Raw genomic sequence first — 21,968 nt, forward strand, 5'->3', positions numbered from 1 at the left:
TGTCGTGGAGCGGGCGGTCTCGCCGCTAAACGCTCCTGCCCTCTCCCCCGGCCCCTCTCCCGCTTGCGGGAGAGGGAAGCAAACCGGCGGCTGTATCGGCCAGCGGCAGTTCCCTGGCCTGCCCTGCTTCTGTCCCCTCCTCCTCCCGCTCCAGCCATTGCCGCGGCGATTCGCCCAGCCGTGCGCTGAACGCCCGCGACAGCGCCGACGCATTGGCATAGCCCAGCTCCAGCGCCACCGACTTGACCGGCCGCCCGAGCCGCAATTGGGCCTGCGCCAGTGACAGCCGCCAGTCGGTCAGGTAATCGGCCGGCGGCTGGCCCACGATGCGCCGGAACGCGGCGGCAAACGCGCTGCGCGACATGCCCGCGCGCTCGGCCATGCGGGGCAGGTCCCACGCCGCGCCCGGATCCTCATGCAGCGCCACCAGCGCGCGCGCCAGGCGCGGGTCCGACAGCCCGGCGATCAGGCCGGCCTGGATGCCGGCTTCTTCGTGATAGTCGATCAGCCAGCGCAGCAGCTGGATCAGCACGACTTCGAACAGCCGGTCGGCCAGCAGGCGGTGGCCGCAGCGCACCTGGCCGGCTTCTGCGAACAGTAGCGACAGCGCCTGCTCCAGGCCCGCCACGCGTGCCAGCGGCAAGGCGATCAGGGGCGGCAGCGCGCGCACCACGGGGTTGCGCGCGCCACCGTCGAAATCGAGCGCAGCGCAAATGAAATCCGATCCTTCCTCTGGCGGGTTGTGGAACATGTGGTGGATCGGGCGCGGATAGAACAGCAGCGTCGGCTCATCGAATCGCAGTGTCGCGGGGAGTCCGGAACCAGGCGTGTGCCGCAGTTCCAGCTCGCCGCGCCGAAGGACGTGCAGGAAACCGCGGCCCGGCTGTGCCGCGAACTGCGTCAGGCCGCACAGCGGGCCCTGGTGGAACAGGTGGGCGCGGGCGCGGAAGCGCTCCAGCAAGGCGGAAAGGCGGTCTACCGGCTGAGGCATGGCGATTGGGTCACTTTAACTAGCTGGACGAATCGATATGTTTTCAGGATGAAACGTATCTCATAGTACGCCATGGACGACCATACTGAATTCCAAGGCGATCGCAACGCCTTTTCCCTTCCACCAAGACCAAGGAGTCCACCATGTCCCGCGTTCCTCTCGTCAATCCCGCCAATGCCTCGGGCGACAGCAAGGCCCTGCTGAGCGAGATCCACGGCGCGTTTGGCGCCACCCCCAATATGTTCCGTGCCGTGGCCAATTCCCCCGCCGCGCTGCGCAGCATGTGGGGCGCCTTCGGCGCGCTCGGCGGCGGCGTACTGGGCGCGGCCCTGGGCGAAAAGATCGCCGTGGCCGTGGCCGACCGCAACCATTGCGAATACTGCCTGGCGGCCCACACCGCGCTCGGCCAGAAGGCCGGCGCGACCGCCCAGGAAATGTCGGAGGCGCAGGCCGGCCGAGCGCAGGATCCGCAGACGGCCGCGGCACTGTCGTTCGCGCTCAAGCTGGTCAACGACCGCGGCCAGGTCAGCGATGCCGATGTGGCGCAACTGCGCGAGGCCGGCTTCAACGACGAGCAGATCGTCGAGATTCTGGCGCACGTGGCGCTGAACCTGTTCACCAACTACGTGAACGTGGCCTTCGCCGTGCCAGTCGATTTCCCGAGAATCAAGCTGCGCACAGCTGCCTGACGGTTTGGATCAAGCCTCACGCCCGGCAGCCTGCAGGCCGGGGCCCGCGAGCGTCCGTCATCAGCCTGGCCTAAAGTTACGGCGGTTAATTGCGTTTTCATATTAGGAAACGGGCGCGCCGCCGCGCCCGCCACCACAATCAGAACATCGCGCTGCTCATCAACGCCTTGGCGACCAGGACGCCCTCATCGGGCGCTTCTGCGTACACCGATACATCGGTCACCACCTGGCGTCGGCCTCGCCGCACCACGGTCGCCACGGCGCGCAACGCCGCTCCTTGCGCCGGCGCCAGGTACTGGATCGACAGCGAACTGGTGGCCATGCCCTTCATTTCATCGCCATTGGCGCCCGATGCCGCCGCAGCCGCCCCGGCGATGTCGATCAGCGTGGCGATCACCCCGCCGTGAACGATGCTGCCGTAGGTCACGTTGGTCGGCAGGAACGGCATCTCCAGCTCGACATGCTCCGGCGCCAGGCTGGCCAGCCGTACGCCCAGCGCGCGGGCGACTGGCGAGCCCATCAGCACGGTGTCGACCATGGTGCGCATGCGCGGATCGACGCTCGCGTCGCGCTCTTGCTGGCGGGAAAGGCTGGCGATGGTTTGCGGCATGGATGTCTCCTGGTTGGAATGGGCAGGCAATGACCGCAGCATATCGAGCGACGAAGATCGGCTCAATTACGTCGCACGTAGTCGAGCGGCGATCGCATCGGCCTAAGCGCGGCGAGCGCCACATCGTCGAGGGTGGACGCAGCGCACCAATATCCCCGATGACACCAAGCGGCGAGACCGGGAACATGGATTCCCCTACACGGGGACAGCCCCCTATTCACACGCCATGGCACGGATGCTATCGTGCTCCGGCCTGCCGATGAGACCACACCAAGCATGCCGGCAAGGCGTCCACAGGAATGCGAGTGAAACGTTGCCACTCTGCGGTAACCCCCCAATATGTCGAGACAGATTCCTCCACTTAACCCGCTGAGGGCCTTCGAAGTGGCGGCCCGGCATCTGAGCTTTACGCGGGCTGCCGAGGAATTGTTCGTCACGCCATCGGCAGTCAGCCACCAGATCAAGGCGCTGGAAGAAAGCCTGGGCGTACAGCTATTCATCCGCGAGGCCAAGGCGCTGGTGCTGACGCCGGCCGGCACGGCCTACCTGCCCAGCGTCCAGCTGGCGTTCAAGCAGCTCGCCGATGCCACGCACCGTCTGCACAGCAAGGATCGCCCGGCGCTGAAGGTCAATATGCCGCCCACGTTCGCGGTCAAATGGCTGATCCCGCGCATGGACCGCTTCATGAAGGCGCACCCGGATATCGACCTGAAGGTGTCGACGTCGAACCACCGCATCGATTTCGAGCGCGATGATTTCGATATGGCGATCCGCTACGGCCGCGGCGACTATCCCGGGCTGCATAGCGAGCTGTGCCTGGCGGTGGAAGTGATCCCGGTCTGCAGCCCGGCGCTGCTGCAGGGCCCACAGCCGCTCGAAACGCCGTCGGACCTGAAGCACCATACGCTGCTGCACGACGACAGCACTTACACGGACGTCAGCAACCCGGACTGGGCGATGTGGCTGGAGCACGCCGGCGTCACCGATGTCGATGCCAGCCGCGGCCCGTCGTTCTGGCCGAGCCATCTGGTCATCAACGCCGCGCTCAGCGGCCTGGGGGTGGCGCTGGTCAAGAAGAACTGGATCGAGCAGGACCTGGCCGAAGGCCGGCTAGTGCGCCTGTTCGAATCGATCCGGCTGCCGGTGGAGTTCTCTTACTTCGTGGTGTTCCCGAAGGAGCGGCTGGAAGACCGCCGCATCCGCAGCTTCACCGACTGGATCCGCGCGGAAGTGGCGGCGGACCAGCAGCAGCCGACCCCCGCCTGAAGACAGCGCGGGCGCAGCCCGCGTGTCACACCTCCCTGCCCCACTCGGCAGGCATGCCGCGCAACGTTATGCGGCGCCCTGCATCGATGCCGTCTTCTTCTGCACGCGTGCGCGCAGCCGCTCGATATCGACCACGAAGCGGCGATGCGTGCCGCTGCATACCGTCTCCGCCGCATCTTCGGCAGTCACGCTGAACGTGACACTGCGCCCGTCGATGGCAGTCACCTCCGCGCTGATGCGCACTTCCCCGCCAAGCGGCGTGGCCCCGCTGTGCTGCACCGAGACCTCCGCGCCGACCGAGCTTTCGCCATCTTCGAGATAGCCTTGCAGGAAGTCCAGGCAGGTCTGCTCGATATCGCGCACCAGTTCCGGCGTGGCGTAGATGCGCAGGCTTTCGCCGAGAAAATCGATGGTGCGCTGGCGGTCGACCGTCAGCGTGCGCGAGCAGGTCGCGCCGGGTTGCAATCCGTTCTTCATCAGGGATTCCTTTGATGGTTGCGGACGAAGCCATCCAACCCGGCGCGATGTGCGCGGGCCGGTGGCATATCCATGTGTTGTGTGACTACAGGCGATAGATGCGCTGGGCGTTGTCGTGCCACAGCGCGCGCTGCTGTTCCGGCGAACAGTTAGCGATGGCGGCGCGGAAGCCGGCCACGATGGTGTCGTAGCTGGCCACCAGGCTGTCCACCGGATAGTTGCTGGCGAACATGCAGCGCCCGGCGCCAAAGATGGCGATGGCGTCGCGGATCACGGGTACGTTGTCGGCCTGCCTCCACGGCTTGCCCGGCAAACCCAGGCCCGAGATCTTCAAGGCGACATTGGGTTGTTCGGCCAGCTCGGCCATCGCGGCGCGCCAGCCGGCCAGCCCCGCCTCGCTGCGATCAGCCGGCAGCCCAGTATGGTTCAGGATCAGCTGCGTGTCCGGAAAATCCCGCGCCAGCGCCGCCGCCTGGCCCAGGTTCCACCACGGCGCCTGCAGGTCGAAGGACATGCCATGGCCCGCCAGCAAGGCGTAGCCGCGCCGCCAGCGCTCGTCGTCCATCGAGCCCGGCAGCCCGCGCCGCGCGTCCTCGCGCCGCGCCGCGGTCACTGGCTTGTTGCGGATGCCGCGCATCCTGGCGTAGGCGGCATGGCCGGCCAACACTTCCCCGACATCGCCGCGGTCAAGCTGGGCGTGGCCGACGATCACCGTTGGCCTCCCCGTCCGCGCGGCGAGCTGCGTCAGCCATGCAGTCTCATCGACAGGATTGGCGCGCGCCCACTCTGCCTCGATGTGCACCGTCTTGACCGGCGCACAACCGGCCGTGTCGCGGGCGAGGTCCTCCGGCAGGTAATTCCGGCGCAGCGCCGAGTAGTCGCCATAGCGGAAGTTCGGCACCGTTTCGTCCTGCAGCCACGGATACGGATTGCCGCCGAGGTCCCAGAAATGCTGGTGCGCATCGATAAAGGGCTCGACGGGCGCCGCTTGTTCGTCGCGCATGGGCCTACTCCTTGACGGAGATGCGGGTAGCGAGCTGCTTGAACTGCGCCGACTCCTTCACCATGGCGGCCTGCAGTGTCACATCGTCGGCATAGGTATCGGTGCTGAAATGCAGCTTCTCCAGCGTCTGGCGCATCACCGGCTCCTGCACGGACTTTGCAATGGCGGTCTTCAGTACCGCGATCACCTCGGGCGGCGTGCCCTTGGGCGCCGAGATGCCGCGCCAGATCCCCATCGACAGGTCGATATTGCGCTCCTTCAGCGTCGGCACGTTCTCGAAGCCGCTGACGCGCTTGTCGGCCATCACGGCCAGCACCTTGAGCTTGCCCGCGGCCACGTGCGTGAAGACCTCTGCCGTGCTGACCGTGACTGCATCGATATGTCCGCCCAACAGCGCAAGCGTGGCGGGAGCGCCGCCGGCATAGGGGATATGGTTGAACTTCGCGCCGGTCTTGTCCGCCAGCGCGGCGGCAGCCATATGCCACGCCGAACCCTGCCCTGCATTCCCCACGCGGATGTTGGCATCCGGCTTGCGCGCATCAGCAACGAACTGCTCGATCGTGGTCCACGGCGCGTCGGCGCGCACCGCTACAGCAGCGGGATCGGCGTTCAGGCGTGCGATGGGGATCAGGTCCTGGTAGGTGAACTTGGCCAGCCCAAGGTAATTGAGGAAGGTCAACTCGCTGGACGACAGCACCAGCTTGTAGCCGTCTGGCTTGGCGTGGACCACTTCGCCCAACCCCACTGCACCAGTGGCGCCCGGCTTGTTGATCACCACGATCGGCTGCGGCAGGTGCTTGGCCGCCGCCGCGGACAGCGCGCGCGCCACCACGTCGGCGCCGCCGCCGGCCTGCCACGGCACGATCAGTTCGATGCGCCGGCTGGGGTAGGTTTCCGCACTCGCTGTGGCCGTACCGCCCAGCAGCCCTAGCACCACGGCCGCCGGCATCGCCCAGCGCCGCAATAGCGAACGTGACATCTGCATGGTTGTCTCCTGTCTCTTATCGGTATAGATGATCCCGCGGTGCGCTCAGGCGGCGCCGCGTTCCAGTTCTTGCGAGCGCACCGGGGCGCCGAACGCACCCTGCGCACGCAGCCGCACGACGGTGGCCGGATCGAAGCCGAACTCGCCCAGCACCTCGTCGGTATGCTGCCCCAGCAACGGCGCCGGATAGCGCACCTGCTGCGGCGTGCCGCTCAGCTTGACGGGGAACCCCAGCGCCTTGACCCGTCCTTCCACCGGGTGGTCGATCTCCAGCACCATGTCGCGCGCGACCGCTTGTTCGCTGGACAGCGCTTCGTCGTAGGTGAAGATCGGTGCCGCCGGCACGCCGGCCGCGAGCAACGCGTCGACCCATTCCGCCGCCGGCTTGCGCGCGAATTCTGCCTCAATTTCAGGGATCAGCGCGGCGCGGTTGCGGATGCGCGCCGCATTGTCGGTAAAGCGCGGATCGGCGAGCAGGTCCGGCCGCTCGATCACATCGCACAGCGCGGCCCACAGCTTGGGATTGGCCGCGCCGATGACAAAGTGCCGGTCCGCCGCTTGCACCGCCTGGTACGGCGCGCTCATCCGGTTGGCGCTGCCGATCGGCACCGGCACTTCGCCCGTGCCCCAGTACTCCGCCGACTCCCACACCGACAGGCCGAGCGCCGTCTCGAACAGCGAGGCATCCACATACTGCCCCTGGCCGGTGTGCTCGCGCCCCATCAGCGCGCTGAGGACGCCATAGGCGGTGAACAGCCCCGCGCCCAGGTCGGCGATCGGCACGCTGGCCTTGACCGGCGGCGCGTCCGGATGGCCCATCACGCTCATCACGCCCGACATGGCCTGGGCGATCAGGTCCAGCCCCGGGCGCCGCGACCACGGCCCGGTCTGGCCGAAGCCGGAGATGCTGGCATAGACCAGGCGGGGATTGATCTCGCGCAGCACCGCGTAGTCGATCTTCAGGCGCGCGGCCACGCCAGGCCGGTTGTTCTCCACCAGCACGTCGGCGCCGCGCACCAGTTCATAGAACGCTTCCAGCCCGGCGGGGTTCTTCAGGTCGATCTCGACGCTGCGCTTATTGCGGTTCAGCGCCAGGAAGCCGCCACTGTCATCGCCCTTGAGCCGGAAGCCCATCGACTTGCGGGTCTGGTCGCCGGCACCGGGGGTCTCGACCTTGATGACGTCGGCGCCCATGTCGCCCAGCAGCATGCAGCAGAACGGACCCGCCATGATCTGGCTGACGTCCAGGACCTTGATTTTCGATAACGGCAAATTCATGGATACCACCTGAAGTTCGGGCGGCCGCACAGGGTGGCGCCGCCGCGGTATTAGAAAAAACGGGAGTCGGGTGCTTTCAGCGGCCCACGAACTGCGGCCTGGTCTTGTCGATAAAGGCGCGGTGGCCGATGCGGAAGTCCTCGGTGTCGAAGCACGCATAGGACTCGGCATGCTCTTCCGGACGCAGCGGCGTGGGGTCCAGCAGCCGGCGCACGAACTGCTTGTGCCAGCGCGCTACCAGCGGCGCCCCCGCTGCAATGCGGCGTGCCGCCGCGTAGGCTTCGTCGGGCACCGCCTCATCCGCCACCACGCGGTTGACGAGGCGCTTTTCCAGTGCCTCCGCGGCATCGAACACCCGTCCCTCCAGCACGATCTCCAGCGCCGTCGCCGGCCCCGCCAGCGCCACCAGCCCGCCCAGCTCGCCATACGACATCACCAGCCCGAGCCGGTTGACCGGCACGCCAAAGCGGCTCGACTTGCCGCAGATGCGCAGGTCGCACATCGATGCGATTTCCAGGCCGCCGCCAACGCACGCCCCCTGGATCAGCGCAACGGTCGGGTGCCGGCATTCGGCGATGGCGCGCATGGTGGCATTGGTGATCTCGCCGTACTGCTGCGCCTGCGCGGCGTTGGCGCGCATGGTGTCGAACTCGGCGATATCGGCGCCCGCGGCAAAGGCCTTGTCGCCGGCGCCGCGCAGCACCACGCAGCGCAGCGTGTCGTCGGCGGACAGGCTCTGGATGGCCCCGGTCAGCCCCTGCCACATGGACAGGTCCATGGCGTTGAGCTTGTCCGGGTTGTTCAGCGTGATGGTGGCGACCTGGGCGTCGCGCTCGATCAGGATCGGTTGTCTCATGGTTGTCGTTGGTTTGGTGGAGGCCCGGCAACTCCGGGCTGGGTCCGGAATCCGGCTGGTCAGCGCAAGTCTAGGGCCGGCGCCGCGCGCGTCAAAACGAGAAAATCTCAGCGGCGCTTCAAGAAAAACTAGGCGCACGGTGCTGTGAGATTTTCTTGGGCTGCCTTCAAGTAAATCCACGTTGTGACTGACGGGGCTTGTTCCTAGACTTCGTCACCAATGCAGCCGGCAGGACCGCCAGTCAGCACCTCGGGCAGTCGGGCAGGCAGCGCACCCCACATGCATGGAGACAAGATGGCCCTCATCAATTACATCACCCAGATCCAGATCGACTTCGGCGCCATCGGGCTGCTGGCGCAGGAATGCGAACGCATCGGCATCACGCGCCCGCTGGTGGTCACCGACGCCGGCGTCAAGGCGGCGGGCATCGTCCAGCGCGTGCTGGAGCAGCTGCGCCCTGGCTGCGAAGCCGTGATCTACGACGGCACGCCGTCCAACCCGACCGAAGCCGCCATGCGCGACGCCGTGCGTCTTTATGGCGAGTACCGCTGCGACGGCATCATTGCGGTGGGCGGCGGCTCGCCCATCGACCTGGCCAAGGGCGTGGCGGTGTGCGCCACGCACGAGGGCCCGCTGCGCCAGTTCGCCGCGATCGAAGGCGGCGTGGCGCGCATCACGGCCGCCACCGCGCCGGTGATCGCCATCCCTACCACCGCTGGCACCGGCAGCGAGGTCGGCCGCGGCGCGGTGCTGATCCTCGACGATGGCCGCAAGGTGGGCGTGCTTTCGCCTTACCTGGTGCCGCGCGTGGCGATCTGCGATCCCGAGCTGACCATCGGCCTGCCGCCGATGCTGACCGCGGCCACCGGCATGGATGCCATCGCGCATTGCCTGGAGACCTTCATGGCGCCCGCCTTCAACCCGCCCGCCGACGGCATCGCGCTGGATGGCCTGCGCCGCGCCTGGCTGCATATCGAGCGCGCCCGCCGCGATCCGCAGGACCGTGACGCACGGCTGGCAATGATGAGCGCGTCGATGCAGGGCGCGCTGGCGTTCCAGAAGGGCCTGGGCTGCGTGCACAGCCTGAGCCACGCGCTCGGCGGACTGATGCCGACGCTGCACCACGGCACCCTGAACGCGGTCCTGCTGCCGGCGGTGATCCGCTTCAACGCGGACGCGCCGTCGATGCAGGCAGACGACAAGCTGGCGCGCATCGCGCAGGCGATGGGGCTGCCCGATGCCGACGCCATCGGGCCGGCGATCAGCGACATGAGCCGCCGCCTGGGCCTGCCGTCGGGGCTGCGCGAGATGGGCGTGGATCCGGCGCTGTTCCCGCGCGCGATCGACTATGCGCTGGCGGACCACTGCCACAAGACCAACCCGCGCGAGGCCAGCGCCGAAGACTACCTGGCGATGCTGCAGGATTCGCTGTAAGCCAAGCCGACCTCACGAGCAAGACAGCAAAACAAAATAACAAAGGAGACCAAGCATGCAACGTCGCACCTTCCTGTGCGCGGGCGCGGCCGCGCTGGCCGCCCCGCTGGCGCGGGCAGCCTCGCCGCTGCCGGCCGGACCGATCCGGATCATCGTGGGCTTCCCGCCCGGCGGCGGCACCGATGTGATGGCCCGCGTGATCGCGCAGCATCTGTCGACGCTGTGGCAGGTGTCGGTGATCGTCGAGAACCGCCCCGGCGCCGCCGGCGTGGTCGCGGCGGAATACACCGCGCGGCAGGCGCCCGACGGCACCGCGCTGCTGATGACCAATATCAGCAACCACGCCATCGCGCCCAGCCTGTATCCCAAGCTCGGCTATTCGGTCGAGAAGGACTTCACGCCGATCATGCTGGTCGGGGTCACGCCCAACCTGTTGATCTGCAACACCGGCGGGCGGGCGCGTTCGGTTGCCGACGTGGTCGCGCTGTGCCGCAGCCAGCCCGGCAAGATCACCTTCGGCTCGTCCGGCGCGGGCGCGGCACAGCATCTGGCGCTGGAGATGTTCAAGCTGCGTGCCGGCGTGGATGCGCTGCACGTGCCCTATCGCGGCTCGGCGCCGATGCTGACGGACTTGATCGGCGGCCAGATCGATTTCAGCTTCGAGACCATGACCTCGGCCACGCCGCAGATCCAGGGCGGCAAGGTGGTGGCGATCGCGCAGACGCGCCCGCGCCGCGCGGCCAGCTATCCCAAGGTGCCGACGCTGGCCGAGTCCGGCTTCCCCGGTTTCGATGCCGGCACGTGGTACGGGTTGGTCGGCCCCGCCGGCCTGCCGGCGCCAATGGTCGAGCGCATGAATGCGGACATGAACAAGGTGCTGGCGATGCCGGATGTCGCCAGCAAGCTGGCCGGCTTCGGCGCCGAGGACGGCGGCGGCACGGCGGCGCGCTTTGCGCAGTTCATCGCCACGGAGCGCGTCAAGTGGGCGCGCGTGGTCAAGGACGCCAACGTCAAGGTGTGACATGAATCGACGCATCACGATTGAGGAAACCCTGCCCCGCGACGCGGAGCGCACCCTGCTGGTCGGGCGTGCCTGGCTGCCTGGCCCGAACGGCGGCCCCGCCACGGTTGTCGTGCGCGGCGCGGAGCTGTTCGACATCAGCACCACCGCGCCCACCATCGCCGGACTGCTCGCGCTGCCAGACTGCGCCGAACGCGTGCGCAATGCCACCGGGCCTTCGCTGGGGCCGCTGCAGGACTGGCTCGACGCGACTTGTGCGCATGGCCCGGACCCTGCGCACCGCCACCTGCTGGCGCCGAACGACCTGCAGGTGGTCAAGGCCGCCGGCGTGACCTTCGCCGCCAGCCTGGTCGAGCGCGTGATCGAGGAGCGGGCACGCGGCGATGCGGCCAGCGCCGCGGCCGTGCGCGAGAGCGTCAGCGCCATCGTCGGCCCGGGCTTTGCGTCGGTGCGCCCGGGTTCGCCCGAAGCCATGCGCATCAAGGAAGTGCTGGTCGCGCAGGGGCTGTGGTCGCAATACCTGGAAGTCGGCATCGGCCCGGACGCCGAGATCTTTACCAAGGCGGCGCCGCTGTCGTCGGTGGGGACCGGCGTCGACGTCGGCCTGCACCCGCAATCAACCTGGAACAACCCCGAGCCGGAGGTCGTGCTGGCGGTATCCCCGCGCGGTGAGACCGTCGGCGCGGCGCTCGGCAACGATGTCAACCTGCGCGACTTCGAGGGCCGCAGCGCGCTGCTGCTGGGCAAGGCCAAGGACAACAACGCGTCGTGCGGCATCGGCCCGTGGATCCGGCTGTGCGATGCACATTTCGGCATCGACGAGATCGCCCGCACCGAGATCGCCCTGACCATCGAAGGCGAGGATGGCTTCGTGCTGCACGGCGCCAGCGCCATGACCCAGATCAGCCGCTCGCCGCAGGAGCTGGTGGCGCACGCGATGGGCGCGCACCACCAGTACCCCGACGGCATGATGCTGTTCTGCGGCACGCTGTTCGCGCCGGTGCAGGATCGCGACGCGCCGGGCGCCGGCTTCACCCACCATCCGGGCGACCGCGTCAGCATTTCCGCGGCACACCTCGGCGGGCTGGTCAACTGGGTCGGCAACAGCAACGAACTGCCGCCGTGGACCTTCGGCATCGGCGCATTGATGGCCAACCTGGCCCGGCGTGGCCTGCTGCATCCCCCTCCCTGATCCTTACTTGCCCCGCACGGGGCAGCACAGAGCCCGGCACACCCGACCGGGCCGCATGACAACCCAGGAGACACCATGAAACACGTTATCCCGCATATCGTGCTGGCAGCGCTATTGTCCGTCGCCGGCGTGGCCGCCGCGCAGGCACCCGTCAAGCTGCGCTTTGCCCATACCGTTCCGGAATCCGATTCGCAGCACCAGGCCGCGCTCGCCTTCAGCAAGAAGGTCAAGGAGCGCACCCAGGGCGGCGTCGAGATCCAGGTTTTCGCCAACAGCCAGCTCGGCAACGACACCACGCTGGTCACAGGCGTGCGCAGCGGCACCATCGACATCGGTGCTACCGGCAATCCCTTTGTCACCGGGCTGGCGCCGCGCCTGAACGTGCTGGACCTGCCCTACCAGTTCGAGGATGGTCCGTCGGCCTACAAGGTACTGGACGGCCCGGTCGGCCGCTCGCTGCTGGATGAGCTGGGCGCGCACCGCATCAAGGGCCTGGCCTTCTGGGAGATCGGCTTCCGCAGCCTCGGCAACAACAAGCGGCCGATCAACAAGGCCGAGGACATCCGCGGCCTGAAGATCCGCACCACGCCCAACCCGTCGCATATCAAGGCCTTCCAGCTGCTGGGCGCGAGCCCGCAGCCGATGCCGTTCGCCGAGGTTTTCGGCGCACTGGAATCCGGCGCGGTCGACGGCCAGGAGAACCCGCCCACGCTGATGGTGTCATCCAAGATGTACGAGGTGCAGAAGTACGTCTCGATGACGCGCCACGCCTATACCGCGCTGGTGGTGCTGATGAACAAGGCGAAATTCGATTCACTCAAGCCTGAGTACCAGAAGGTGCTGCTGGAAGAAGCCGCGGCCGCTGCCACCTACCAGCGCAAGCTCAATGCCGACAACGAAGCCGCCGCGATCGCTACGTTGCGCGCCAAGGGCGTGCAGGTCAACGAGCATCCCGACAACGCCGGCATCCGCAAGGTGGTGCGCGAGGAAACGCGCCAGCTGTTCGTGCAGAAGAACGGCGACGCCGTGCTGCGCGCCATGGACGCCCAGCGGTAGGAGAACCACGCCATGCCCGCCATGCCCACCGCCATCATCGATGCCCACCACCACCTGTGGCGGCTCGGCCCGGCGCGCCATCCCTGGCTGCAGGAAGGGTACGACCCTGCCGCCTTCTTTCTCGGCGACTACGCCACGCTGCGGCAGGACTTCAATCCGCGAGACTACCTGCGGCAGTGGGATGGGCTGCACCTGGCCGCCAGCGTGCATGTCGAAGCCGAACGGCACGCCGACGAGTCGGTGGCCGAGACCGCGTGGCTGCATCAGGTCCACGCTCGCCACGGCTTTCCCAATGCGGTCGTGGCGCATGCCGATTTCAACAGCGACACGCTGGCGGCGCAGCTGCGCGCGCACCAGGCTTTTCCTCTGGTGCGGGGCGTAAGGTGCAAGCCGCGCACCAGCCGCACCCCCGATGGCAGCGTGCACGGGCAGCCCGGCACGCTCCAGGACCCGCGCTGGCTGGCCGGCCTGCAGCGGCTGGCCGAGCATGGCCTGGCGTGGGACCTGCGCGTGCCGTGGTGGCACCTTGAGGAAGCCGCGGAGGCGATCGCGGCCGTGCCGGGGCTCGCCGTGGTGGTCGAGCACACCGGCCTGCCGTGGGACCGCTCGGAAGCGGGCCTGGCCGCCTGGCGCCGCGGACTTGCGGCGCTGGCCAGCCTGCCCGGCGTGCACCTGAAGCTGTCCGAGTTCGGCCTGCCCGGCACCGGGTGGGACCGCGCCGGCAATGTCGGCGTGATCCGCCAGGCGCTGGAGATCTTCGGCTGGCAGCGCTGCATGTTCGCCAGCAACCTGCCGGTCTCCGGCCTGCGCGCGTCGCTGCACGAAATCGTCAATACCGTGGCCGCCGGGCTGGAAGGCCTGCCCGACGCCGCCGCACAAGCGGTGTGGCACGACAACGCCATGCGCTTTTACCGGATCGAGGCGCCCGCAGCCAGCCTGCGCTGACGCCCCCGTCCAACCAGGAGTTCCCAATCATGAACCGCATTACGCTCCGCCTGGCCCAGGGCGCCATGGTTGCCATGATGGCCACCATGATCGTGCTGGTCTTCGGCAACGTGGTCCTGCGCTACGTCTTCAATTCCGGCATTGCCTTCTCCGAAGAAGCCTCGCGCTTTGTCTTCATGTGGCTGACGCTGACCGGCGCGCTGCTGGTGATGCACGACAAGGCCCACCTCGGCATGTCCACCGTGGTCTCGCGCCTGGGCGAAAACGGCCAGCGCGCCTGCCGCCTGCTAGCCGATGCCGGCGCGCTGGGCTGCTGCCTGCTGCTGGCGCACGGCGCCTGGCAACTGGTAACGATCGGCATGGACGACCGTGCCCCCGTCACCGGCGTGCCGCTGGGCGTGGTCTACGCCTGCCTGCTGGTATGCAGCGTCGGCATGGCGGCGATGCTGCTGCACGGGTTGTGGCGGCTGGTCAGCGGCCGCATGCCGCAGCACGAACTGGTGCCGCAGTCCGGCGCCACCGGCGAATAAGCGCAAGGAATCCATCATGACCATCTTTGTCTTTGTCGGCTCGCTGCTGGGCGCGATGTCGCTCGGCATGCCCATCGCCTTTGCGCTGCTCGCTTCCGGTGTCGCGCTGATGCTGCACCTGGGCAATTTCGATACGCAGATCCTCGCGCAGAACATGCTGGAGGGCGTCAACAACTATCCGCTGATGGCGGTGCCGTTCTTCATGCTCGCCGGCGAGCTGATGAACGCCGGCGGGCTGTCGCAACGCATCGTGCGCGTGGCCGACGCGGCGGTCGGGCATGTGCGCGGCGGGCTGGGCTACGTGGCGATCATCGCGGCCACGGTGGTGGCCAGCATCTCCGGCTCGGCCGTTGCCGATACCGCCGCCGTCGCCGCGCTGCTGATCCCGATGATGCGCAACGCCGGCTACAACGTGCCGCGCGCCGCGGGGCTGATCGCAGCGGGCGGCATTATCGCGCCGGTGATCCCGCCGTCGATCGCCATCGTCGTGTTCGGCGTGGTGGCGCAGGTGTCGATCACCAAGCTGTTCCTGGCCGGCATCGCGCCCGGCGCGATGATGGCGCTGACGCTCGCCGTGACCTGGCACTTCTGCGCGCGCAAGGAGAAGCTGGCGCCGGTGGAGCCGTTCAGTGCGCGCCGCCTCGCCAAGGCCGCGCTCGATGGCGTGTGGGCGCTGGTGCTGCCGGTGGTGATCATCGGCGGCATGAAGATCGGCGCCTTCACGCCGACCGAGGCCGCCGTGGTGGCGGTGGTCTACGCCATCGTCGTCGGCCGCTTCGTCTACGGCGAGCTGAAGCTGCGTGCCCTGCCCGGGCTGATCGTCACCGCGGCCAAGACCTCCAGCACGGTGCTGTTCCTGGTGGCGTGCGCGCTGGTCTCGGCATGGCTGATCACCATCGCCAATATCCCGGCGCAGGTAACCGACCTGCTCGAGCCCTTCATCGACAACAAGATCCTGCTGATGTTCGTCATCATGATCCTGGTGATCGTGGTGGGCACCGCGCTCGACCTGATGCCGACGGTGCTGATCATGACGCCGATCCTGATGCCCGTGATCACCAAGGCCGGCATCGATCCAGTGTACTTCGGCGTGATGTTCGTGCTCAACAACGCCATCGGCCTGCTGACGCCGCCAGTCGGCACGGTCCTCAACGTGGTGGCCGGCACTTCGCGCTGCAGCCTGGACAGCGTGATCGGAGGGGTCTGGCCCTTCCTGCTGAGCCTGACAGCGCTGATGTTCCTGTTCGTGCTGTTCCCGCAGTTGATCCTCGTGCCGGCCGCGTGGCTGCACTGAGCCGCCACGCCGTTCCATATCCACACAACACACCATGTCGTCCATCAACGAGATCGAGGACCTGCGCCGGCTCGCCCGGCAGCGCGTGCCGCGCATGTTCTATGAGTACGCCGACTCCGGTTCGTGGACCGAATCCACCTACCGCGCCAACCAGCATGCGTTCGGCCGCATCCTGCTGCGCCAGCGCGTGGCCGTGGATATCGGCGAGCGCCGCATTGCCACGCAGATGCTGGGCCAGGAGGTGGCCATGCCGGTGGCGATCGCCCCCACCGGGCTGGCCGGCATGCAGCATGCCGACGGCGAGATCCTGGCCGCCCGCGCCGCGCGCGATTTCGGGGTGCCGTTCACGCTGTCGACCGTCAGCATCTGCTCGATCGAAGACGTGGCCGAGGCCACCGGCGGGCATCCGTTCTGGTTCCAGCTCTACGTGATGCGCGACCGCGCCTTCGTCGAGCGGCTGATGGACCGCGCCCGCGCCGCCGGCTGCCCGGCGCTGGTACTGACGCTGGACCTGCCGGTCAGCGCGCAGCGCCACAAGGACCTGCGCAACGGCCTGTCGGCGCCGCCGCGGCTGACGCCGTGGAACCTGCTCAACATGATGGGCAAGCCGCGCTGGTGCCTGGGCATGCTGGGCACGCGCCGGCGCACCTTCGGCAACATCATCGGGCATGTGCAGGGCGTCGACGACATGAGCTCGCTGGCCGACTGGTCCAGCCGCCAGTATGACCCGACGCTGAACTGGGACGACGTGGCATGGATCCGCCGCCGCTGGCCCGGCAAGCTGGTGCTCAAGGGCATCCAGGACGTCGCGGATGCGCGCCTGGCGTGCCAGTCGGGAGCGGATGCGCTGATCGTGTCCAACCACGGCGGGCGCCAGCTCGACGGCGCGCCGGCATCGATCCGCGCGCTGCCCGCCATCGCCGAGGCCGTGGGCGACCGCATCGAAGTCCATATGGACGGCGGCATCCGCTCCGGGCAGGACGTGCTCAAGGCGGTCGCGCTCGGCGCCAGGGGCGTCTATATCGGCCGCTCGATGCTGTATGGCCTGGGCGCCATGGGCCAGGCTGGCGTGACGCGCGCGCTGGAGATCATCCGCAAGGAACTGGATCTGACCATGGCCTTCTGCGGCCACACCGACATCCGCGCGGTCGGCAAGGACATCCTGCTGTCGCCACATCCGCCCGCTTCGTAATCCTCGTAGTCCGCTTGTCGTAGCCACAAACCCAACCACAAACAAACCCGTCAGGAGACAACCAATGATCTTTCGCACAACCCTGCGCGCCCGCCAGGCGCTCGCCATGCTCGCAGCCGGCACCGCCTTCGGCGCCGCCGCCCTGATGCCCGCGCCCGCCGCGGCGCAGCAGGCCCCGTCCGCCGAATGCAAGGCGGCACTGGACGCCCGCGCCCAGAACACCAACTATCCGCGCGACAGCGTGCCGCGCTACATCAAGACGCCCACCGGCTACCTGCTGGTGCTGCGCATGGGCGACAACGTCTTCGAGCAGATCGAAGCCTTCGCCATCTGCGAGAAGGTGCCAAGCGCCAGCCTGTCCGCCATCGGCTTCGCCAATGTCACATTCGGCTTCTGGGATGCGGGGAAGAAGCAGTTCAACCCGCGCACCTTCCGCAATGTCGAGATGGCCAGCATCGTCGGCAGCCTGGCATGGAAGGAAGGCAAACCCTCGATCCATGCGCATGGCGTTGCGGGAGACAGCAGCTTCGATACCTACGGCGGCCATATCCTGTCGATGGAAGTCGGCACGGGATCGCTGGAAGTGACGGTGACGACATATCCGCAGCAACTGGAACGCGGCATCGACCCGAAGATCGGCGCCAACGTGCTGGGATTGCGCGATAGCCACTAAGAGGAGACGGGATTGAGGGGTGGGCCGATGGCGGTCGGCCCCACCCCGTATAATGAGCCCCCGTTTCACCCCGACCTCATCCGCCACCATGCCGCAGTTCCCCGAATCCGCCCCGTTCCGCCCTGAACCGGACACCGGCTCCACGGATTCCACGCTGTCCGAGGGCCCGGACAGCCCCTGCATCGGCATCTGCTCGACGCTGTTCGACGAAATCTGCCAGGGCTGCGGCCGCACCGCGGCCGAGGTCAGCAACTGGGTGTTCTTCAGCGATGAAGAGAAGCAGGTGGTGTGGGAGCGCATCACCCGCGAAGGCACTGCCAAGCGGTTCCGGCAGGGCTGATACGCCTGGCGGCGGTCAGCCGCCCGCGAGCCGCTTTTCCATGTCTTCGACTTCGCGCCGTTCCAGGCGCTGCCGGGCCAGCTTGCGCCAGCTTTCCGCCAGCACGGTGAGGTCCGCCATCTGCGCAAGCGCTGTGTAGTCCAGCCGGTCGACATACAGCATCTGCAGCAGCCGCAGCAGTGGCCATTGCGGATGCGGGCGCGCCACCAGTGCAAGCGTATCGCCCGCCGCGACTTCACCCTCTTCGAGCACGCGGTAGTACCAGCCCGTGCGCAGGCTCTGCTGCACCGCGCGCGACATGCCCGGGTAGCCGAAGCGATGGTTGAGCTTGAAGCAAGGCTGGCGTGCCTGCGAGACCTCGACCAGTGCGGTGCCCAGGCGGAAGCGATCACCGATGCAAACCTCGGCCTCGGTCAGCCCTTGCGTGCTGAGGTTCTCGCCGAAGGCGCCGGCCGCGTCGAGTACGCCGATCCCCGTTGCGCCCTGTGCGCCCAGTTGCTCGCGCCACGCCGGGTAATGGTCGAAGGCATAGTGGTGGATCGCCTTCTCGGGCCCGCCGTGATGGCGCGGATCGCCCTGCTCGTCGCCGGCCAGCCCCAGCGTGCCCACGCGCACGGGGGCGGCTGTGGCGTGCTTGTCGATGCCGCTGGGCACAGCCTTGGGTCCTAACGGGCGTACCTGCCCGACCAGCACCGCGTCGATGACGGCTTGCACAGGTGCGGCGGGCAGGCTCATAGCCCGGCGTCCTGCAGCCAGCGCGCGAACATGCGCTCGCCTGCCGCGGCCACGGTGGCGCCGACTTGCGCAGTGCGCGCGCGGATGGTACGGGGGTCGATCCCGGCCTTGCCCAGCTCGACGGTATGGCCGATCAGCCAGGCCTCGATATCGCGCGGGATTACCTCCGGATGGAATTGCAGCGCCAGCACCTGGTTGCCGATCGCATAGGCCTGGTGCTGCACCGCGGCCGTGGAGGCCAGCAGTTGCGCGCCGGGCGGCAGGTCGAAGGTATCGCCATGCCAGTGCAGCACTTGCCAGTTGGCGGCGGCCAGTTCGGCCAGCGCCGAGTCCTCGCCGGCTGGCGTGGGCATTATCGGCGCCCAGCCGATCTCGCGCGTGCCCGGGTAGACCCGCGAGCCGGCGGCACGCGCGATCAGCTGCGCGCCCAGGCAAACCCCGATCATCTTGCCGCCGGCAGCCAGGCGCTGGCGGATCAGGTCGATCTCGGCCTCCAGCCACGGATAGGCATCGGTCTCGTAGACGCCAATCGGGCCGCCGAGGATCAGCAGCAGGTCGGCCGGATCGTCTGCGATCGGCTGCAGGTCGTCGACGCCGGCCTGGAACACCCGCAGCGTATGGCCGCGCGCGCGCAACGCATTGCCGATGACGCCGGCATGCTCGAAAGCAAGGTGCTGGATCACATGGGTGGTACGCGTGGCCATCAGGGGCTCCTGCCAGTCGAGAGGGGCCCTCATGGTAGCGTCAATAGCCACGCCCCATGATGTCCATGGCAGGATATCGCCTATTTCCGAGGGATCCCGGCATCGCATGCCCCACGGTGCGTCATTTCGCCGCGGCCGGCTCCAGTACCAGCGTGTCCGCCTTGCCCTCCCCTTGCGTTGCCGCCACGGGCGGGATGGTCACGTACTCCACCGCCGCCCACTTGCCGGTCCAGTCCCGGTAACGCGGCAGCAGCGCATTGCCCGACTGCCCGGTGGAATCCATGAAGCGCGATCCCTGCAAGTCAGCCAGGTCATAGAGCGCACGTACGCTGGCGGCATGGGTATTCTCGAACGGCGCCTTGTCGTCGCGCAGGTTGTGGCGGCCGACATTGACCGTATACGTGTCACCGCCGGTCGGCACGCGCAGGTTGAACAGCGTCGACAGGTACGCGACCTTGCCGAACGCCTTGTGCTCGGAGCGGGCCGTATGCGCTTCGCCCCAGTGCCAGCGACTGGGATCGTCGCCATAGCGGCGCGACAGGTCCGCCATGGCCTGGGTCCAGGCATCGGCAATGGCGTCGTGGCAGCTTTCCGTCGGGCGCGTATGCGGGCGGTCGCACCAGAACGCGCCCAGCTTGCCCGGATCGCGCAGGATGTTCAGCATCGGCTGCTGCACGTTGCGCTGGTCCCACAGGCGGACAAAGATCGGCTCGCCTACCTTTTCCTCGAACAGCCGCCGCGACAGCTCGCGCAGCCACGCCGTGACCACCAGTGGCTCGGCGCGATCGGCGTCCATGGTGCCGTCCCACTTGCGCAGCGCGTCCAGCAGCGCGCGCTCGCGCTCCGGCCGAGCGGTGTCGTGGCTGACCGGCGCGGCCAGCAGCAGCGGCAAGGCATCGCGCACGGCCAGCGAGACCACGTCTTTCTGGATCGTAGCGAAACTGTCCAGCGTGTGTTTGGGCGTCGCCGACAGCAGCGCGTGGATCCGGTCATAGCGGTACGGCACCGTCCATTCGCTGGTGATGAAGTACGGATAGTCCGGCGGCACGATGCGCTGGTTAGCCGTCACGATCACGCCTTCCGGCGGGTTGTAGCGCTGCGGCAGCGATTCGAACGGGATAAAGCCAGCCCAGTCGTAGCGCGCATCCCAGCCCGGCGCGGGAGCCAGGCCCTTGAGGTCGTTGTCGGCGCGGCGCAGCGGCACCCGGCCCGGTGCAAAGAAGCCGATATTGCCGTCGACATCGGCATAGACGATGTTCTGCTGTGGCGAGTGGAAGTCGCGCAACGCGGCGGTAAAGCTGGCCCAGTCGCGCGCCTCGTTCATCTTGAGGCCGGCCAGGAAGGTGCGGTCGTCCGGGCGCAGCGCCGTCCACTGGAACGCCACCACGTAGTGCGCGCCGAGCGGGCCGGCCGCCGCGGCCAGCGGCTCGGCCACATCGGAGACCACCGGCCCGTGGCGGGTGCCGCGGACCTTCAGCGTCACGTCCGGGGCGCCCTTGACGCGGATGGTCTCGGTACGGGTCTCGAACGCGGCCCAGCCGTCCGGGGTCTGGTACTGGGATTCGTTGCCGGGCCGCAGCCGCTCGATAAACAGGTCTTGCACGTCCGGCGCGGTATTGGTCAGTCCCCACGCGATGCGGTCGTTATGCCCGAGCACCACCACCGGGATGCCGGGCAGCGTGGCGCCGGCCACGTCCAGCCCCGGCGCCGTCATGCGCGCGAAGTACCACAGCGCCGGCGCCTGCAAACCCAGGTGCGGGTCGTTGGCCAGCATCGGCTTGCCCGACTGCGTATGGGTGCCGGACACGACCCAGTTGTTCGAGCCCATGCCTTCGACATAACCCGGCGGGGCCTTGTCGCCGACGCTGGCCATGGCATTCGCCAGCGGCGCCAGTTGCTGGTACAGGTGGCCGTAGTCCATGGTGCGCACCGGCTGCTCGCCCGGATACGGCGCCAGCAGTTCGCTGATGCGGGCCACCGGCAGCACCTGCGCCAGGCGCATGCGCAGCGTCTCCTGGACCCAGTTGCCGCCCAGGTCCCAGGCCATCATGGTTTGCCAGCCCAGCGTATCGACCGGCTCCCAATGCTCGGGCTGCGCGCGCAGCAGCAGGAACTCGGGCGGCAGCGGGCCCTTTCGGTGATCGATCCAGGCGTTCACGCCGTCGGCATAGGCCTGCAGCGCGGCGCGCGTCTCGGGCGGGGTCTGGGCGAGGATGGCCTCGGCGTTGCGCCGCACGCCCAGCGTGCGCAGGAACCTGTCGTTATCGAGCGCGGACGGGCCCAGGATCTCGGCCAGCCGGCCGGCCACCACGCGCTTGTTCATCTGCATCTGCCACAGCCGGTCCTGCGCGTGCACATAGCCCAGCGCAAACCAGGCGTCTGCCTTGCTGGCGGCGCGGATATGCGGCACGCCGTGGCTGTCGCGCACGATCGTCACCTTGTCGCGCAAACCCGGCAGGGCCTCGGTTCCTGACGCAGGCGGCTGCGCCGCATGGCGATACCAGACCAGCGCCCCCCCGGCACCGGCCACCGCCACCACCAGCAGCACTGCCAACAGCCTGGCCAGCCGACCGAACCAACGCATCGTTGCTCCCCTTTTATCCTTGTTGTTGTGTTGTCAGCGTTGCTGCAGCAGCGCGATTATCCGCGCGAAAAAATGCCCGGACCAGCCGGGCATTTCCCAAGCTTCACAGAAAC

The 21,968-nt window shown here is 68.0% G+C and carries 22 protein-coding genes; 12 read left to right on the forward strand and 10 right to left on the reverse strand.

All coding sequences use genetic code 11. The features are described 5' to 3' along the window. Nucleotides 1-25 precede the first annotated feature (25 nt). Nucleotides 26-991 carry an AraC family transcriptional regulator gene (locus ABNX08_RS10935; protein WP_022535260.1) on the reverse strand — a complete coding sequence of 322 codons (966 nt, stop codon included), beginning with the start codon at nucleotides 989-991 and terminating at the stop codon, nucleotides 26-28. Nucleotides 992-1,134: 143 nt separating this feature from the next. Between ABNX08_RS10935 and ABNX08_RS10940 the strand changes: the two genes are divergently transcribed. Beyond that, nucleotides 1,135-1,680, forward strand: a complete 546-nt coding sequence (locus ABNX08_RS10940) for a carboxymuconolactone decarboxylase family protein (RefSeq protein WP_022535261.1) — start codon at nucleotides 1,135-1,137, stop codon at nucleotides 1,678-1,680. 139 nt (nucleotides 1,681-1,819) lie between these two features. Here the strand turns inward: ABNX08_RS10940 and ABNX08_RS10945 are convergent, their stop codons facing one another. Beyond that, nucleotides 1,820-2,290, reverse strand: coding sequence for a PaaI family thioesterase (locus ABNX08_RS10945; RefSeq protein ID WP_022535262.1), 471 nt, complete (start codon nucleotides 2,288-2,290; stop codon nucleotides 1,820-1,822). 339 nt (nucleotides 2,291-2,629) lie between these two features. On the opposite strand from ABNX08_RS10945, the gene ABNX08_RS10950 reads away from it, so the two are divergent. Continuing rightward, nucleotides 2,630-3,556, forward strand: a complete 927-nt coding sequence (locus ABNX08_RS10950) for a transcriptional regulator GcvA (protein ID WP_022535263.1) — start codon at nucleotides 2,630-2,632, stop codon at nucleotides 3,554-3,556. A gap of 66 nt (nucleotides 3,557-3,622) precedes the next feature. Here the strand turns inward: ABNX08_RS10950 and ABNX08_RS10955 are convergent, their stop codons facing one another. The 5 genes from ABNX08_RS10955 to ABNX08_RS10975 form a co-directional block, all read right to left on the reverse strand. Beyond that, on the reverse strand, nucleotides 3,623-4,033 hold the full coding sequence (locus tag ABNX08_RS10955) for a thioesterase family protein (RefSeq protein WP_022535264.1): 411 nt from the start codon (nucleotides 4,031-4,033) through the stop codon (nucleotides 3,623-3,625). An 85-nt stretch (nucleotides 4,034-4,118) separates the two neighbouring features. Further along, nucleotides 4,119-5,036 (reverse strand): amidohydrolase family protein, encoded by a 918-nt coding sequence (locus ABNX08_RS10960; protein ID WP_349607382.1) that lies wholly within the window; start codon nucleotides 5,034-5,036, stop codon nucleotides 4,119-4,121. A gap of 4 nt (nucleotides 5,037-5,040) precedes the next feature. After that, the gene (locus ABNX08_RS10965; protein WP_022535266.1) at nucleotides 5,041-6,021 is read right to left on the reverse strand and encodes a tripartite tricarboxylate transporter substrate binding protein; all 981 of its coding nucleotides are present in this window, start codon (nucleotides 6,019-6,021) and stop codon (nucleotides 5,041-5,043) included. Nucleotides 6,022-6,066: 45 nt separating this feature from the next. Continuing rightward, nucleotides 6,067-7,299 carry a CoA transferase gene (locus ABNX08_RS10970; RefSeq protein WP_041681061.1) on the reverse strand — a complete coding sequence of 411 codons (1,233 nt, stop codon included), beginning with the start codon at nucleotides 7,297-7,299 and terminating at the stop codon, nucleotides 6,067-6,069. Between the two features lie 76 nt (nucleotides 7,300-7,375). Continuing rightward, a complete protein-coding gene (locus ABNX08_RS10975; RefSeq protein ID WP_022535268.1) occupies nucleotides 7,376-8,155 on the reverse strand; it encodes an enoyl-CoA hydratase-related protein in 780 nt (259 codons plus the stop codon). Nucleotides 8,156-8,449: 294 nt separating this feature from the next. Between ABNX08_RS10975 and ABNX08_RS10980 the strand changes: the two genes are divergently transcribed. The 10 genes from ABNX08_RS10980 (at nucleotide 8,450) to ABNX08_RS11025 (ending at nucleotide 17,832) form a co-directional block, all read left to right on the forward strand. After that, a complete protein-coding gene (locus ABNX08_RS10980) occupies nucleotides 8,450-9,589 on the forward strand; it encodes an iron-containing alcohol dehydrogenase (RefSeq protein WP_022535269.1) in 1,140 nt (379 codons plus the stop codon). A gap of 55 nt (nucleotides 9,590-9,644) precedes the next feature. Beyond that, entirely contained in the window at nucleotides 9,645-10,610 is a 966-nt protein-coding gene (locus ABNX08_RS10985) for a tripartite tricarboxylate transporter substrate binding protein (RefSeq protein ID WP_349607379.1), read from the forward strand. Nucleotide 10,611: 1 nt separating this feature from the next. Beyond that, the gene (locus ABNX08_RS10990) at nucleotides 10,612-11,802 is read left to right on the forward strand and encodes a fumarylacetoacetate hydrolase family protein (RefSeq protein WP_349607377.1); all 1,191 of its coding nucleotides are present in this window, start codon (nucleotides 10,612-10,614) and stop codon (nucleotides 11,800-11,802) included. 75 nt (nucleotides 11,803-11,877) lie between these two features. Continuing rightward, nucleotides 11,878-12,858 carry a DctP family TRAP transporter solute-binding subunit gene (locus ABNX08_RS10995; protein ID WP_022535272.1) on the forward strand — a complete coding sequence of 327 codons (981 nt, stop codon included), beginning with the start codon at nucleotides 11,878-11,880 and terminating at the stop codon, nucleotides 12,856-12,858. A 12-nt stretch (nucleotides 12,859-12,870) separates the two neighbouring features. Continuing rightward, the gene (locus ABNX08_RS11000) at nucleotides 12,871-13,803 is read left to right on the forward strand and encodes an amidohydrolase (RefSeq protein WP_022535273.1); all 933 of its coding nucleotides are present in this window, start codon (nucleotides 12,871-12,873) and stop codon (nucleotides 13,801-13,803) included. A gap of 29 nt (nucleotides 13,804-13,832) precedes the next feature. Beyond that, nucleotides 13,833-14,333 (forward strand): TRAP transporter small permease, encoded by a 501-nt coding sequence (locus ABNX08_RS11005; protein WP_022535274.1) that lies wholly within the window; start codon nucleotides 13,833-13,835, stop codon nucleotides 14,331-14,333. 16 nt (nucleotides 14,334-14,349) lie between these two features. Beyond that, a complete protein-coding gene (locus ABNX08_RS11010; protein ID WP_349607375.1) occupies nucleotides 14,350-15,627 on the forward strand; it encodes a TRAP transporter large permease subunit in 1,278 nt (425 codons plus the stop codon). Nucleotides 15,628-15,661: 34 nt separating this feature from the next. Further along, nucleotides 15,662-16,819, forward strand: coding sequence for an alpha-hydroxy acid oxidase (locus ABNX08_RS11015; RefSeq protein ID WP_022535276.1), 1,158 nt, complete (start codon nucleotides 15,662-15,664; stop codon nucleotides 16,817-16,819). A gap of 64 nt (nucleotides 16,820-16,883) precedes the next feature. Further along, entirely contained in the window at nucleotides 16,884-17,492 is a 609-nt protein-coding gene (locus ABNX08_RS11020) for a PPC domain-containing DNA-binding protein (RefSeq protein WP_022535277.1), read from the forward strand. Between the two features lie 88 nt (nucleotides 17,493-17,580). Further along, nucleotides 17,581-17,832 (forward strand): DUF1289 domain-containing protein, encoded by a 252-nt coding sequence (locus ABNX08_RS11025; RefSeq protein ID WP_022535278.1) that lies wholly within the window; start codon nucleotides 17,581-17,583, stop codon nucleotides 17,830-17,832. 15 nt (nucleotides 17,833-17,847) lie between these two features. Here ABNX08_RS11025 and ABNX08_RS11030 read toward each other — a convergent pair whose 3' ends face one another. From ABNX08_RS11030 to ABNX08_RS11040, 3 genes are all read right to left on the reverse strand, one after another. Beyond that, nucleotides 17,848-18,567 (reverse strand): MOSC domain-containing protein, encoded by a 720-nt coding sequence (locus tag ABNX08_RS11030; RefSeq protein ID WP_349607372.1) that lies wholly within the window; start codon nucleotides 18,565-18,567, stop codon nucleotides 17,848-17,850. Then, nucleotides 18,564-19,271, reverse strand: a complete 708-nt coding sequence (locus ABNX08_RS11035) for a glutamine amidotransferase (protein ID WP_349607370.1) — start codon at nucleotides 19,269-19,271, stop codon at nucleotides 18,564-18,566. The genes ABNX08_RS11030 and ABNX08_RS11035 overlap by 4 nt, the downstream gene beginning before the upstream one ends. Before the next feature lie 121 nt (nucleotides 19,272-19,392). Then, a complete protein-coding gene (locus tag ABNX08_RS11040) occupies nucleotides 19,393-21,855 on the reverse strand; it encodes a penicillin acylase family protein (RefSeq protein ID WP_349607368.1) in 2,463 nt (820 codons plus the stop codon). Nucleotides 21,856-21,968 lie beyond the last annotated feature (113 nt).

The sequence above is a fragment of the Cupriavidus sp. DF5525 genome (assembly GCF_040149425.2).
GTDB classification, from domain to species: Bacteria; Pseudomonadota; Gammaproteobacteria; order Burkholderiales; family Burkholderiaceae; genus Cupriavidus; species Cupriavidus pickettii_A.